At 74.2% G+C, this 14,075-nt stretch carries 10 protein-coding genes; 6 read left to right on the forward strand and 4 right to left on the reverse strand.

Annotated features, from left to right (window positions below; translation table 11 throughout):
- The first annotated feature begins 68 nt into the window (after window positions 1-68).
- A complete protein-coding gene (locus ACZ4WH_RS19840) occupies window positions 69-962 on the forward strand; it encodes an NAD(P)H-binding protein (protein ID WP_468182102.1) in 894 nt (297 codons plus the stop codon).
- 503 nt (window positions 963-1,465) lie between these two features.
- Here ACZ4WH_RS19840 and ACZ4WH_RS19845 read toward each other — a convergent pair.
- The gene (locus ACZ4WH_RS19845) at window positions 1,466-2,350 is read right to left on the reverse strand and encodes a LysR family transcriptional regulator (RefSeq protein ID WP_468182104.1); all 885 of its coding nucleotides are present in this window, start codon (window positions 2,348-2,350) and stop codon (window positions 1,466-1,468) included.
- A 119-nt stretch (window positions 2,351-2,469) separates the two neighbouring features.
- Between ACZ4WH_RS19845 and ACZ4WH_RS19850 the strand changes: the two genes are divergently transcribed.
- From ACZ4WH_RS19850 to ACZ4WH_RS19870, 5 genes are all read left to right on the forward strand, one after another.
- On the forward strand, window positions 2,470-3,141 hold the full coding sequence (locus tag ACZ4WH_RS19850; RefSeq protein WP_468182251.1) for a succinate dehydrogenase: 672 nt from the start codon (window positions 2,470-2,472) through the stop codon (window positions 3,139-3,141).
- Window position 3,142: 1 nt separating this feature from the next.
- Entirely contained in the window at window positions 3,143-5,092 is a 1,950-nt protein-coding gene (locus tag ACZ4WH_RS19855) for a fumarate reductase/succinate dehydrogenase flavoprotein subunit (protein WP_468182106.1), read from the forward strand.
- Entirely contained in the window at window positions 5,089-5,838 is a 750-nt protein-coding gene (locus ACZ4WH_RS19860; protein WP_468182108.1) for a succinate dehydrogenase/fumarate reductase iron-sulfur subunit, read from the forward strand. The genes ACZ4WH_RS19855 and ACZ4WH_RS19860 overlap by 4 nt, the downstream gene beginning before the upstream one ends.
- A 220-nt stretch (window positions 5,839-6,058) precedes the next feature.
- On the forward strand, window positions 6,059-6,829 hold the full coding sequence (locus tag ACZ4WH_RS19865) for a GNAT family N-acetyltransferase (protein ID WP_468182110.1): 771 nt from the start codon (window positions 6,059-6,061) through the stop codon (window positions 6,827-6,829).
- Window positions 6,829-7,725, forward strand: a complete 897-nt coding sequence (locus ACZ4WH_RS19870; protein WP_468182112.1) for a lysophospholipid acyltransferase family protein — start codon at window positions 6,829-6,831, stop codon at window positions 7,723-7,725. The genes ACZ4WH_RS19865 and ACZ4WH_RS19870 overlap by 1 nt, the downstream gene beginning before the upstream one ends.
- Here the strand turns inward: ACZ4WH_RS19870 and ACZ4WH_RS19875 are convergent.
- Genes ACZ4WH_RS19875 through ACZ4WH_RS19885 form a run of 3 tightly spaced genes read right to left on the reverse strand, consistent with a single transcriptional unit; the run spans window position 7,639 to window position 14,074 of the window.
- Window positions 7,639-10,983 carry an SAV_2336 N-terminal domain-related protein gene (locus tag ACZ4WH_RS19875; RefSeq protein ID WP_468182114.1) on the reverse strand — a complete coding sequence of 1,115 codons (3,345 nt, stop codon included), beginning with the start codon at window positions 10,981-10,983 and terminating at the stop codon, window positions 7,639-7,641. The genes ACZ4WH_RS19870 and ACZ4WH_RS19875 overlap by 87 nt on opposite strands.
- Window positions 10,980-11,930 (reverse strand): AAA family ATPase, encoded by a 951-nt coding sequence (locus ACZ4WH_RS19880; protein ID WP_468182116.1) that lies wholly within the window; start codon window positions 11,928-11,930, stop codon window positions 10,980-10,982. The genes ACZ4WH_RS19875 and ACZ4WH_RS19880 overlap by 4 nt, the downstream gene beginning before the upstream one ends.
- A complete protein-coding gene (locus ACZ4WH_RS19885) occupies window positions 11,927-14,074 on the reverse strand; it encodes a VMAP-C domain-containing protein (protein ID WP_468182118.1) in 2,148 nt (715 codons plus the stop codon). Before ACZ4WH_RS19885 ends, ACZ4WH_RS19880 begins: the two co-directional genes overlap by 4 nt.
- Window position 14,075 lies beyond the last annotated feature (1 nt).

The following is a 14,075-nucleotide window of genomic DNA, read 5'->3' on the forward strand; positions in this document are numbered from 1 at the left end:
CTTCAGTTACCGGCCCCCGGACGGCAGGCTCGATCACGCCCCCCTCCCCCTCCCTTCAGGAGCTTTCCATGATCCTTGTCACCACCCCGACAGGCCAGATCGGCAGCCAGGTCCTCGACTCCCTCCTCGACGCCGGGGACGAGGCGGGAGAGGTCCGCGTGATCGTGCGCGATCCCGCGCGCCTGTCCCCGCGCGTGCGGGACCGCGTCGAGGCCGTCACCGGCTCGCACGCCGACCCCGACGTCACCGCGAAGGCGTGCGCGGGCGTCGACCGGGTGTTCTGGCTGGTGCCGCCGACGCCCACCGCCGACAGCGTCGAGGGCCACTTCCGCGCCTTCACCCGGCCGCTGGTCGACGCGATCCGCACCCAGGGCGTCGAGCGGGTCGTCGCCGTGTCCACCCTGGGCCGCGGTGTCGCCCGGAACGCCGGGCAGATCTCGGCCTCGCTGGCCATGGACGACGTGGTCCGGGCCACCGGGGTCCACCACCGGGCACTGTGCCCGCCCTACCTCATGGAGAACCTGCTCCACCAGGCCGCGGCGATCCGCGACGGCGGAGTGATCGCCATGGCGACGTACGGCGACCGGGTGCTGCGCACCTGCACCACCCGTGACGTCGGTGCCACAGCGGCACGGCTGCTGCTCGACGGGTCCTGGACCGGCCAGGACGACGTCCCGATGGTCGGTCCCGACGCGCTGACGCCCGAGGACATGGCGCGCGTCGTCTCCGAGGTGCTGGACCGGCCGGTGCGCTTCCGGCGGCTGAGCGGGGCGGAGTACCGGGCCTCGCTGCTGCGGCACGGCGCGAGCGAGGACTGGGCGCGGGCCGTGACCGACCTCGCGACCGCCACCGCCGAGCAGGGCTTCTACGGCAGCGCGGCGCCCACCACCCCCGAAACGGCGCCCACGTCCTTCCGCCGGTGGTGCGAGGAGGTCCTCAAACCGACCGTCCTGACCGCCTGACCGCCCACCGCCTGTCGTTCCGGCGGGGTCGCCTGCGGTGCCGCCGCGCTGCCTGGTCTTTCCGGCGGGGTTGCCTGTGGCTCTGCCGGGGTTGCCTGCGGTTCCGCCACGCTGCCTGCGGTGCCGCCGTGCTGCCTGGCGTACCGCCGTGGTTGCCTGCGGCTGCCATGTCGCCTGGCGTTCCGCCGGGGTCGCCTGCGGCTCCGCCGCGCTGCCTGTCGTCCCCCCGTGGTTGCCTGCGGTTCTGCCGCGCCGCCTGCCTGGGTTGTCTGCGGCTCCGCCGCACCGCCTGTCGTTCCCGCCGGGGTTGCCTGCGATGCCGCCGTGCTGCCTGGCGTACCGCCGGGGTTGCCTGCGCTCTGCCGGGGTTGCCTGCGGTTCCGCCACGCTGCCTGCGGTTCCGCCGCGCTGCCAGTCGTGCCGCCGGGGTTGCCTGGGGCTCTGTCGGCCGCCGGCAATCCCCTGCCGTGCCGCCGGCGTCGGCTGCCGCTCCGCCGCGTCGGCTACCGCTCGAGCAGCATCCGCTGCAACTCCCGGGCCGCCCGTGGCGGAGCCACATCGCTGCGGTGGGCGAGTGCGATGGTGCGGTGCAGGCCGGGGCGGGCCAGCGGGGTGACCCGCAGCCCCCGGCCCGCCCGAGTGGCCACCATCCGGGGTACGACGGCCAGGCCGAGCCCCGCCCGGACGAACCCCAGCACCGCGTCCATCTCGCCGCCCTCCACGGCGAAGTCCGGCTCGAACCCGGCGGAGCGGCACGCGGCGACGGTCAGTTCCCGCAGGTCGTACCCGTGCCGGAACATGACCAGCCGTTCCCCCTCCAGGTCGGCGATCTCCACGACCCGCCGGCCCCGGCCGGGTTCCGGAGCCTCCGGTGAGGACACCACCACCAGATCCTCGCGCAGCAGCTCCACGGTCGTCAGCGCGGGCGCCGGCGTCGGCAGCGGCAGCACGACCAGCGCGAGGTCGAGCGCGCCGCGCGCCAGCTCCCGCACCAGGTCGTGGGAGCCGCCCTCCTCGATCAGCAGCTGAATGCCCGGATACCGGTCGTGGAAGGCCCGCAGCACATCCGGCAACAGTCCCGTGCACAGGCTCGGCGTCGCCCCCAGCCGTACCCGCCCCCGCCGCAGCTGCACCAGTTCCTGCACCTCGTGCCTCGCCGTGTCGGCATCGGCCAGGATGCGCCGGGCCAGCGGCAGCAGCGCCTCGCCGGCGTCGGTGAGCGTGATGTTGCCCCGGGCGCGAAGGAAGAGATCCGCGCCCAGTTCCCGCTCCAGCGCCTTGATCTGCTGGGACAGCGACGGCTGGGCGACATGGACCAGCTCGGCGGCCCGGGTGAAGTGCCGGGTCTCGGCGACGGCCACGAAGTACTGGAGCTGCTGGAACTGCACCCCACCAGAATAGCCCCAGCCTATGGAATCGAGCTGGACCATGTCTTGGACCGATCGGGTGTCTCGCCCTTAGCGTCTGTGCCATGGCTCTGGCAACGCGGACGGACCGACGGCCGTCCATGGCGCGCACGATGTGGGACTCCACCGTCGGCAAGAAGACGGTGATGGCCGTCAGCGGCGTGATCATGCTGCTGTACCTGGTCGCGCACCTGATCGGCAATCTGAAGATCTACTTCGGCGCGGGCGAGTTCAACCACTACGCCCACTGGCTGCGCACCGTCGGCGAGCCCTTCATGCACTACGAGTGGACGCTCTGGCTCGTCCGGATCGTTCTCGTCGTCGCCGTGGTCGCCCACGCCACGTCCGCCTACCAGCTCAGCCGCCGCGACATCAGGGCACGGCCCAGCAAGTACGTGCACAAGAAGCCGCGGGCCAGCTACGCGACCCGCACCATGCGCTGGGGCGGCGTCATCCTCGGCCTCTTCATCGTCTGGCACATCCTCGACCTGACCACCGGCACCGTGCACTCCGGCGGCTTCCAGGAGGGCCACCCGTACCAGAACGTCGTGGACACCTTCTCCACCTGGTACGGCAACGTCATCTACATCGTCGCGATGCTCGCGCTCGGACTGCACATCCGGCACGGCTTCTGGAGCGCCGCCCAGACCCTCGGCGTCGGCAGCCGCAGGCGCGACCGCGCCCTGAAGACCATCGTCGACGTCCTCGCGCTGCTGCTCACGGCCGGCTTCATCGCCATACCCGTGGGCGTCATGACCGGAGTGGTGAGCTGACATGACTACCTACGCCGACTACGCGACCGGCGCGCCGGTCACCGACGCCAAGGCCCCCGCCGGGCCCATCCACGAACGCTGGGACAAGCGCCGCTTCGAGGCGAAGCTGGTCAACCCGGCCAACCGCCGCAAGCACACGATCATCGTCGTCGGCACCGGCCTGGCCGGCGGCTCCGCCGGGGCCACGCTCGCCGAACAGGGCTACCACGTCGTCCAGTTCTGCTACCAGGACTCCCCGCGCCGTGCCCACTCCATCGCCGCGCAGGGCGGGATCAACGCGGCGAAGAACTACCGCAACGACGGCGACTCCATCCACCGGCTGTTCTACGACACCGTCAAGGGCGGCGACTTCCGGGCCCGCGAGTCCAACGTCCACCGCCTGGCACAGATCTCCGTCGAGATCATCGACCAGTGCGTGGCCCAGGGCGTGCCGTTCGCCCGCGAGTACGGCGGACTGCTCGACACCCGCTCCTTCGGCGGCGTCCAGGTCTCGCGCACCTTCTACGCCCGCGGCCAGACCGGCCAGCAGCTGCTGCTGGGCGCCTACCAGGCGCTGTCCCGGCAGATCGCCGCCGGGAACGTGGAGATGCATCCGCGCACCGAGATGCTCGACCTGATCGTGGTCGACGGGCGGGCGCGCGGGATCGTGGCGCGCGATCTCGTCACCGGGAAGATCGACACGTACTTCGCGGACGCCGTGGTCCTCGCGAGCGGCGGCTACGGCAACGTCTTCTACCTGTCGACGAACGCCATGAACTCCAACGCGACCGCCGTCTGGCGGGCGCACCGGCGCGGCGCCTACTTCGCCAACCCCTGCTTCACCCAGATCCACCCGACCTGCATCCCCCGCACCGGCGACCACCAGTCCAAGCTGACGTTGATGAGCGAGTCGCTGCGCAACGACGGCCGCATCTGGGTGCCCAAGGCCCAGGGCGACACCCGCCCGCCGAACGAGATCCCCGAGGACGAGCGCGACTACTACCTGGAGCGCATCTACCCGTCCTTCGGCAACCTCGTGCCCCGGGACATCGCCTCCCGCGCCGCGAAGAACGTCTGCGACGAGGGCAGGGGAGTGGGCCCCGGCGGACAGGGCGTCTACCTGGACTTCGCCGACGCCATCCGGCGCATGGGCCGCAAGGCCGTCGAGGCCAGGTACGGCAACCTCTTCGACATGTACCAGCGGATCACCGACGAGGATCCGTACGAGGTGCCGATGCGGATCTACCCGGCCGTGCACTACACGATGGGCGGCCTGTGGGTCGACTACGACCTCCAGACCACGATCCCCGGCCTGTTCGCGATCGGGGAGGCCAACTTCTCCGACCACGGCGCCAACCGGCTCGGCGCCTCCGCGCTGATGCAGGGCCTGGCCGACGGCTACTTCGTGCTGCCGGCCACCATCAACGACTACCTGGCCCGCAACCCGCACCAGGAACCGGTCACCGACGGACACCCGGTCGTCCAGGAGGTGCTGGCCGAGACCGAGGACCGGATCAACCTGCTGCTGGCCGTGGACGGCGACCGCACCCCGGACTCCTTCCACCGCGAACTAGGCGAGCTGATGTGGGAGTTCTGCGGCATGGCCCGCACGGACGCGGGGCTGCGCAAGGCCCTGGAGCGCATCCCGCAGATCCGCGAGGAGTTCTGGCGCCGCATCAAGGTCCCCGGAACCGGCGAGGAGTTCAACCAGTCGCTGGAGAAGGCCAACCGGGTCGTCGACTACCTGGAGCTGGCCGAGCTGATGTGCCTCGACGCGCTGCACCGCACCGAGTCCTGCGGCGGCCACTTCCGCGAGGAGTCCCAGACCCCGGACGGCGAGGCCGCCCGCAAGGACGACGTGTTCTCGTACGCCGCCGCGTGGGAGTTCACCGGCACCGGCGAGGCGCCCGTCCTGCACAAGGAAGACCTGGTCTTCGAGTACGTCCATCCCACCCAGCGGAGCTACGCATGAAGCTCACCCTGCGCGTCTGGCGGCAGAAGAACGCCGACGCCGAAGGAGCGATGTCCACCTACGAGGTGGACGACATCTCGCCCGACATGTCCTTCCTGGAGATGCTGGACGTCCTCAACGAACAGCTCATCCTCTCCGGGGAGGAGCCGGTCGCCTTCGACCACGACTGCCGCGAGGGCATCTGCGGCGCGTGCTCGCTCGTCATCAACGGCGACGCGCACGGGCCGGAGCGGACCACCACCTGCCAGCTGCACATGCGGTCCTTCCGGGACGGCGACACGATCGACATCGAGCCGTGGCGGGCGGCGGCCTTCCCCGTGATCAAGGACCTGGTGGTGGACCGGTCGGCGTTCGACCGGATCATCCAGGCCGGCGGCTACATCACCGCGCCGACCGGGTCCGCACCGGAGGCCCACGCCACGCCGGTGCCGAAGGCCGACGCCGACTTCGCGTTCGAGCACGCGGAGTGCATCGGGTGCGGGGCGTGTGTGGCCGCGTGTCCCAACGGGGCGGCCATGCTGTTCACCTCCGCCAAGGTCAACCATCTGAACGTACTGCCCCAGGGCGCGCCCGAGCGGGAGACGCGGGTGCTGGACATGGTGGCCCAGATGGACGCGGAGGGGTTCGGCGGGTGCACGCTGACCGGCGAGTGCGCGACCGCCTGCCCCAAGGGGATTCCGCTGGTGTCCATCACCAGCATGAACAAGGAGTGGCTGAGGGCCACCCGGAAGTCGGGCAAGAGGTAGCGCCGTAGAACGTTCGCCGACCGGTGGACGGGCGGGGCCGGGAGTGGTGCTCATCCCCGGCCCCGTCTGGCTTCGACCCCGGCGTTCATCACCCCCACATCCGCTCTCCCGGCACCGGTCACGCGCACGCCAACCGGCATCGGAAGAACAGGAGCGGCGGGCCGTACGCACCAGGTCCGCCACCTCTGTCGCCGACCCGGCCCGTGCCCAGGAGAGAGCCATGACCGGCGTTTCCACGCTCGACCGTCCCCCGCAGCCCGCGGCACCCACCCGCTACACCGTCACCCTCGCCCGCGACGAGGCCGACGTGCGTGCCGCCCAGCGGCTGCGGCACGACGTCTTCGCCGGGGAGATGGGGGCCCTGCTGACCACCGCGGAGCCCGGGCACGACGTCGACCCCTTCGACGCCTACTGCGACCACCTGCTCGTGCGCGAGGAGGTGACCGGGCAGGTCGTCGGCACCTACCGGCTGCTGCCGCCGGAGCGGGCCGCGGTCGCCGGCCGGCTCTACTCCGAGGGCGAGTTCGACCTGACCGCGCTGGACGCGATCCGGCCCGGCCTGGTCGAGGTCGGCCGCTCCTGCGTCCACCCCGACCACCGCGACGGCGCCGTCATCGGCCTGATCTGGGCCGGCATAGCCCGCTACATGACCGACCGGGGCCACGAGTGGCTGGCGGGCTGCTGCTCGGTGCCCCTCGCCGACGGTGGTGCCCTCGCCGCCGGCACCTGGGAGCGGGTCCGGGACAGGCACCTGGCACCCGAGGAGTTCCGGGTCCGGCCGCTGCTGCCGTGGACTCCCGGCACCGCGGCCCCCGCCGCCCGCACCGAACTCCCCGCCCTGCTGCGCGGCTACCTCCGGCTCGGCGCCTGGGTGTGCGGGGAGCCCGCGCACGACCCCGACTTCGGGGTCGCCGACCTGTACGTCCTGCTGTCGATGCGCCGGGTCGACCCGCGCTATCTGCGGCACTTCCTCTCCCTCGTCCCGGCCTGATGAGCGTCTGGCTGCCCACCGCGCCCTGCACACCGGGCGCCTGCCTGGAGCCGGTCCGGGCCGCCGCGGCCGTACCCCGTGCCGTGCTGCGGCTGACCGCGGTCGCGGCCCTGCTGCTGGCCGGGATCGCGCTGTCCCCGCTCGGCGGGAGAATCCCCGCCGAGTGGGTCGGACGGTGGTGCCGGATGATCGTGCGGGCCATCGGGGTCCGGGTCCGGATCACCGGCTCCGCCCCGCCGGCCGGCGGGCTGTTGCTGGTCGCCAACCACGTCTCGTGGCTGGACATCCCGCTGCTCACCGCCGTACGCCCGGCCCGGATGCTCGCCAAGAGCGAGGTCCGGCAGTGGCCCCTGGCGGGTGCGCTGGCCGCGCGCGGCGGGGCCCTGTTCATCGAGCGGGACCGGCTGCGTGCCCTGCCCGGCACGGTCGCCGAGATCGCCGGCGCCCTGCGCGCGGGCGCGGCCGTGACCGCCTTCCCCGAGGGCAGCACCTGGTGCGGGCGCGCCCACGGCCGGTTCCGCCGGGCCGTCTTCCAGGCCGCGCTCGACGCGGGGGTGCCCGTCCAGCCGGTCGGCCTGCGCTACCGGCGGCAGGACGGCGGACCCGGCACCGCGGCGGCCTTCGTCGGCGCGGACACCCTGCTGGCCTCCCTGTGGCGCGTCGCCCGGGCCCGGGGCCTGGTCGCCGAGGTGGAGGTCCGGCCGGTGATCCCGCCGGGCGCCCACCCCGACCGCCGCGCCCTCGCGCACGCGGCCCAGCCGGCCGCACCCGAGCCCGCCTGGAGCCACGCGGCGCTGGTCGCGAGCGCCCTAGAGGGGCCGCACGACCAGCTCGGCCAGCCGCAGACAGGCGTGCACGGTGGCCGGGCGGAGGTCCTTCAGCTCCCAGCGCGATGACTGGAGGGCGGTGTCGAACGGGACCTGCACCACCTGATCGGGCTGGACGTTCAGCTGCCAGGGGAAGTCGTCGGGCAGGTCACGGCGGTAGGAGCCGTCGGTCCGCGTGGCCACGACGATCGCTTCACGCGCCAGCCGATGGCGTCCGGCCTCCCGGATCCGGCCGAGGGTGCGCACCGCGGCGTCGCGGCACCAGTCGGCGGTGCCGCAGCACACGATCAGCCGGTGCGTGTGGTCGAGGATCGCGTCCAGGGGCTGCTCCAGGCGCACCGGCGCCCAGTCGGTCAGCACGAAGGGGTAGTACGGCGCCGTGTGGGCCAGCACCTGCGTGTACTCCTGCGCGTGCGCGGAGTTGGGCCCGAAGTGCCCCGCGCGGTGCGCGATCACTTCCAGGCCCGAGGCGAGGCGGGTGGTGTGGGCGCGGATGCGCTCGTACGACGGGCCGGGCGGCAGGCCTGCCAGATCCCGCGGCACGGCCCGGTTCCGGTCGCGCGGGAGGAAGAAGGCGAGTGCCCCCTCGGTGGCGGCCCCGTCGACGGCGAGGACGGGCTCGGCCCGTACGGCGGCCAGCAGCGAGCCCAGCGCGATCGTCGCGGTGGCCCGGCCGCTGTAGTGGTGCGCACTGATCAGCGTGAGCCGCCTGCTGTGCGGCAGCGGCACGCGCAGCCGGGCCAGGCGTTCCTGGGTCTGTGCGCGGGCCGCCCCGAAGCGGGGCAGGGGCAGCTGCCGCCCGGCCTGCTGTGCCTCCTCGGTCAGGGCCGGCGGGGTGAGCGGCACGGGCGCCGGCGCCCGGCCGCTCGCCGCCGGGACCGGCGACGGCGCGGCGTCGCCGAACCGCCGGGTCATGGCGATGTACTTGGCCAGCGCGTCGGCGACCTCTCCGGCGGTGGGCCGCCGGCCCGGGTCGTCGTCCAGGCAGCGCAGCACCAGGCGCCGCAGCTTCTCCCAGCCGTCGCCCTGCCACAGATGCATGCCCTCCGGCAGGTTCGGCACCTCCACGCCCGCCTTGCTGCTGATGAGCTGGAGCATGGTGCCCAGCGCGCGCATGCTGTCCGCGACGGACGGCGCGGGACCGGACCCCAGGTACCGGCCGTCCACGGCGTAGTCCGACAGGTCGCCGAGCACGATGGTGCGGCGCAGCACGTACACGCTGTCCATGCCGAAGTCCGCGGGCACCAGACCCGCGGCGTGGCACAGGGCGAGCGCGTTCGCCAGGTGCCAGGAAACCAGCAGGCCGCGCACCAGGTCGAACGGCGCGGTGCCGTGCCGCAGGGAGCGGGCGAACACCTCCGACAGCCGGGGCGGCTGCCCGTCCGGGGTGTCCCGGTCGCGGACCGGGGCCATCGCCAGCCACGGCGGGGAGTCGTCCGGTCCCGTGGCCAGCAGCGCGGGCGCGTACTGGCCTTGCAGCCGGCCCAGCACCTCCGCCTCCACGGTGATCAACTGGGCGTTGGCGGCGGGCAGATCGGGCCGGGGCGTGCGCAGCACCGCCTCCGTGCCGTGCGCGTCCACCCCCCGGTACAGCACGGTACGGCGGCCCCGGCGCCGGTCCCGCAGCCGGTACGGGCCGAGCCGCTCCGGGTCGGCGTCGGTCAGCGGCTCCCAGCCGTCGGCGGGCGCGGCGGGACTCTCCGGTTCCGAGCGGGGCAGGCCGGGCACCCGGTCGAAGGACACCCCGAACCGGGCGAGCAGCCGGCGTTCGACGCTGGTGAACGGCTGGTGCGTACCGGGCAGCTGGGCGGAGCCGTCCGGATGGGCCAGCCAGGCCGGGAAGTCCGGCGAGTTGCCCGCGAGTTCCTCCAGATGCCGGCCGATACGACGGCTGGTGCGCAGGAGTTCGGCCTGCGGGACCGAGTCCAGCAGCACTGCCTTGGACTCCTCGGCGAAGTCGAACACCCGGTGCTTGGCGGGCAGCGGGCCGGGCACCGGCGCCGGATGCGGCCGGACCAGGCCGCCCAGGAACACCTCCGCCAGGTGCGAGGTCGTGGCCGGCCACGGCACCGCCGACTGCACCAGCCGCATCACCGGCACCGACAGCGGCGACACCGCCGCCAGGTGCGCCGCCAGCCGGTACGCCTCCGGGGTCGCCGCGTCCCGGAAGTGCTGCGCGCTGGCCAGGTCCCGGGCGGCGGCCACGCTGCCGTACGGGTCGGGGCCGGCCAGCAGCGGCAGCTCCACGGTGGTGCCGGGCGAGGCCAGCAGCCGGGCCCAGTCCCGCAGCGACTCCGGGGTCGGTTCCAGGACCGGCACCGGCACCCCCCGGAACGCGGACAGCTCCGGCGGCAGCAGCGGATCGTCGACCTCCCAGGCCGCGTTGGCGCCGCCGATCCGCCGGGTGGTGACCTGCCAGCGTTCCGCGGCGATGCCGGACGCCTCCCACATGTCCGGCGGCAGCGTCTGGAGCACCGCGACCGGGCCCCGGGAGCCCCACTCCGCCAGCAGCCGGTGCAGGGCCTCGGACCGCCAGGCGGCGCCCATGCCGTCGCTGACGACGAGGACGAGGGTGCGGCCCGAGGGGTCGTTGACCGTGCTCAGCGGCAGTGTGCCGGCGTCCGGCCGGAACGGCCGGGTGCGCAGGCGGGGTTCGCGGGCGGCGCGGGTGTCGAGGCCGAGGACCCGGGTGGTGGCGAAGGCACCCAGCCGCTCCAGCAGCGCGCGCAGTTCGGCGCCGAGCCGGTGCCACAGCAGCATCGACAGACCGTCGTCCACGAGCAGCGCCAGATTCAGCCAGCGCTCCCGCACCGGCCGCTCCACCACGTCGGGCAGGCCCGTCTCGGCGAGCTGCGCGGCGGTGCGCTCCTCGTCGATCTCCGTGCGGTGGCGGCTGTCCAGGCGGCGGCGCAACGGCCTCAGGGCCCGGCCCAGTTCGAGTTCGTCGGCGAGGGCCTTGTCCTCGGGCACCCGCACCGGCAGCGCCCGCCTGGGCTCGGGGGCGGCCGGGGCGAGCCGCACCTCCGGCACCGGGGTCTGCCGTGCCGCCGCGTACAGGGAGGGCGCGGTGAGGTCGGGCAGGTCCGGGTCGTCGGGCTCCGGCGCCGGATGCCGCGGTTCCGTCGGGCCGGGCCCGGGGGCGGGGCCGGGCGCCGGGCGGGCGGGCGCCGGCGACGGCTCGCGCAGCAGCGGCGCGCCGGCGTCCGCGGGCAGCCGACGGGCGAGCCACAGCACGTCCAGGACCTGGTCCGCGTCCAGCTCGTGCCCGCAGGCCGCCAGCACCCGCAGCACCTCGGCCAGCCGCGCGCCCCCGCCCGGCACGGTCACATCGCCCCGGTGAGCTGGTGCAGCACGGCGTCCAGCAGGCCGTCCGCGTCCAGGTCGACGCCCCCGGTGCGCAGGAACACCGCGTTCAGCAGCTGGTCGGTGGCCAGCTCGCCCAGGGCGCGGCGGCGCAGGAAGGCGTCGATCAGGTCGTCGGCCTCCCGCAGCGCCTCCTCGCCCAGGTGGGCGGCGACGATGTCGCGCAGCCGCTCCTCGTCCGGCACCGGCAGTTCCAGCCGCAGGCAGCGGCGCAGGAAAGCGGGCGGGAAGTCCCGCTCCCCGTTGCTGGTGATGATCACGACGGGGAACTCGGCGCACTGCACGAGCCCCTGGTGCACCCGGACGGTGCCCCGGTGGTCGGAGGTCTGCACCTCCACGTCGGCCGTGCCCTCCGGCAGCCGGACCAGCTCCTTGATCTCGAAATAGCCCTCCTCGAACACGGTGAGCAGGTCGTTGGGCAGATCGACGTCGCCCTTGTCCATCTCGTCGATGAGCAGGCAGCGCGGGGCGCCCGACGCCACCAGTGCCGTACCGAGCGGGCCGAGCCGGATGAACTGGCCGATGGACGGCTCGCCCTCGCCGCGGTCCCGGCTGAGCGTGGTCTCCCGCAGCCGGCCGATGGCGTCGTACACGTACAGCGCGTCCGGCACGGTGGAGCGGCTGGTGACCGACCAGCGCAGCAGGTCGCCCAGGCACAGTTCGTGCGCGACGGCCCGGGCGAGGGACGACTTGCCGGTGCCGGCGGGCCCGGTCACCAGCAGCGGGCGGCGCAGGTGCAGGGCCGCGTTGACGATGTCGGCATGCCGCGGGTCGATCACGTACGGCAGTTCGGGGCGCGTCGCGCGGGTGGGGGTGAAGCGCCGCCAGGGCGGGGCGGAGGGGAGGCTGACGGCCCGGGGCACGCCGTCGCCTCGGAACAGGCGCCAGTCGGCGTCGGCGGCGGATGTCATGGGCCCTCCTGGGGTTCGGACAGGTGCAGACGAGGGACGGTACGGTCGGCGTCGGCCCAGGCCAGGACCGGCCGGCCGGGGAACTCGGGTGCGTTGTTCAGGGCGTTGGCCCGGTAGCTGTGGACGCCGTCGGGCAGCTCCCGGGTGGCGACCCGCGCCATGTGCCGGACGCTGTGCGAGGAGCCGTCCTCGCGCCGGTCCCACATCACCACGGGTATGCCCAGCGCCAGGCAGGTCTGCACGATGCGGTCCCGGGGCGGTCCGGGGGGTACGTCCACGGAGACGCGCACGGTGTCGAGTTGGTTGACGAGCCGCGAGTAGAGCGTGTCCCGGTCGGCGGGTTCCGAGACGACGAGCGCCTTGCCCTCGTCCAGCCGGCTCCACCGGCTGCGCCACCGGGAGACGAAACGCCCGTTGCGGCGCAGCAGTTCGGGGCAGTGCACGACCAGCGGGAACTCCACCCCGAGCACACCGGGCACCAGCTCGGCCGGATCCCGGGCCGCCCACTCGTCGACGGGCAGGTTGAGGCCGCCGCGATCCACGAGCACCTCCACCAGGGGCGGGCGCTCGTCCTCGGCCGAGGGCGTCAGCGAGTCCAGCACCCGCAGCACCTCGCGCGCCGCCTCCGAGGCCGTGTACGACTGCACGCTCTCGGCGGACACCTGCCGGGGCCCCGTTCCCTCGTCGCACCAGATCCGCAGCCGGTGCCGGCCGCGCCCGGCCTTGGTCACCTGCACCAGGACCCGCACCCGGATGGCACGTCCGCGCGCCGTACGCGCCCACTCCTGCGCGTCGAAACGGCGTTCGCCCAGCGCCGACCGCTCGATGCCCAGGCGCCGGGCCACCCCGTCCGCCCACAGCCGCAGCCGCGCCCGCTGGGTGTCCGGGCACAGCGCGGCGACGTACTCCGTCACCCGCAGCAGCGCCGGCACCCGGCGCTCCTCGCCGGTCGCGTGGCCGTCACCCGGCAGGCCCTCCAGATGATCGAGGAGCGCGTCCACGGTGTCGCCGCCCGGCCGGGCCGCGAGGTGCGGCAACGCGGCCCGGACCGCCTCCGGGAACCGTGCCAGCACGGCTGGGGCGATGGCGCGCAGAAGTCCGCGCAGCTCCGTGTACTCGGCCGCGGACAGCAGCCGGGGCGTGCGGGACAGGGCGCCCACGGCCAGAATCCGGTCGGCGGCGCGCGGGCTGTCCCGGCGCAGGATTCCGGTCAGCGCCGCCAGGGCGCGCGGATGCGTCAGCACGAAACCGGCGACCTCCTCGGGGGAGGGCGGGACGACGTCGCTGCCCGCCTCGACACCGCACAGCCGGGCCAGCCGGCGGGCGCAGTCACCCCGTCCGCTGGGCGAGGGCAGCGCGTCCTCGATGGCCTCCACCAGCAGCTCGAAGGCCGGGTCGTCCGGGTCGACGGGCGTGGGCAGGACGCCGTCCAGCACGCCGAGGGGCCGCAGTTCGGCCTCGACGGCCTGCCAGGGCACGGCCCAGCTGCGCCGGACCAGGCTCTGCAAGCCGAGCGCGACCGGCGTCGGCGGCCCGTCCACCGGCATGAAGTGCCCCACGACCAGCCCGACCACGGCCTGCTCCTGCCGGCACCACAGCGGGCTGCCGCTGTAGCCGGGGCCGACCGCCATGCCGGTGGGGGCGCCGTCCAGATAGGCCAGGGGGCCGTGCAGCGCGGCGACGGTGAGCCGGGCGACGGTGGCGGCTCGGCCGCCGCCGTGCCAGGCGTCCAGCTTGTGCCCGACCGTCATGGCGGCCTGGCGGGGACCGGGCGGCAGACCCCCGGCCGGGGCGTCGACGCGCAGCACGGCGAGGTCGCCGAGCCATTCGGTGCTGCCCGCGCCGACCGGCCCGCCGCCCCGGGCGCGGGGCGGTATCCAGTGGGCGACACGCGCCGGAAACCGCCGGTCGTCCGTCCGCCCGGCGTCCGGCACCTCGACGGTCACCTCGTCGACACCCGGTGCCCGCGCGTCGAGCAGGTCCCTGCCCAGCGCGGCGTTGACGACGTGCGCGCAGGTCAGCACCGTGTCGGCGCCGAGGACGAAGCCCGCCCCCGCGGCCTTGCCGTCCTCGGCGCGCAGCAAGGACACGACGTACCGGGACGGATCGGCGCAGGTGTCCCAGCGATTCCGGAACCACCCCACA

The organism is Streptomyces sp. NPDC029138, assembly GCF_055564375.1.

What these genes read in the sequence shown, in the direction of transcription:
- ACZ4WH_RS19840 (WP_468182102.1), top strand. Translation starts at nt 69, where the DNA reads ATGATCCTTGTCACCACCCCGACAGGCCAGATCGGCAGCCAGGTCCTC.
- ACZ4WH_RS19850 (WP_468182251.1), top strand. Translation starts at nt 2,470, where the DNA reads ATGGCGCGCACGATGTGGGACTCCACCGTCGGCAAGAAGACGGTGATG.
- ACZ4WH_RS19855 (WP_468182106.1), top strand. Translation starts at nt 3,143, where the DNA reads ATGACTACCTACGCCGACTACGCGACCGGCGCGCCGGTCACCGACGCC.
- ACZ4WH_RS19860 (WP_468182108.1), top strand. Translation starts at nt 5,089, where the DNA reads ATGAAGCTCACCCTGCGCGTCTGGCGGCAGAAGAACGCCGACGCCGAA.
- ACZ4WH_RS19865 (WP_468182110.1), top strand. Translation starts at nt 6,059, where the DNA reads ATGACCGGCGTTTCCACGCTCGACCGTCCCCCGCAGCCCGCGGCACCC.
- ACZ4WH_RS19870 (WP_468182112.1), top strand. Translation starts at nt 6,829, where the DNA reads ATGAGCGTCTGGCTGCCCACCGCGCCCTGCACACCGGGCGCCTGCCTG.
- ACZ4WH_RS19880 (WP_468182116.1), bottom strand. Translation starts at nt 11,930, where the DNA reads ATGACATCCGCCGCCGACGCCGACTGGCGCCTGTTCCGAGGCGACGGC.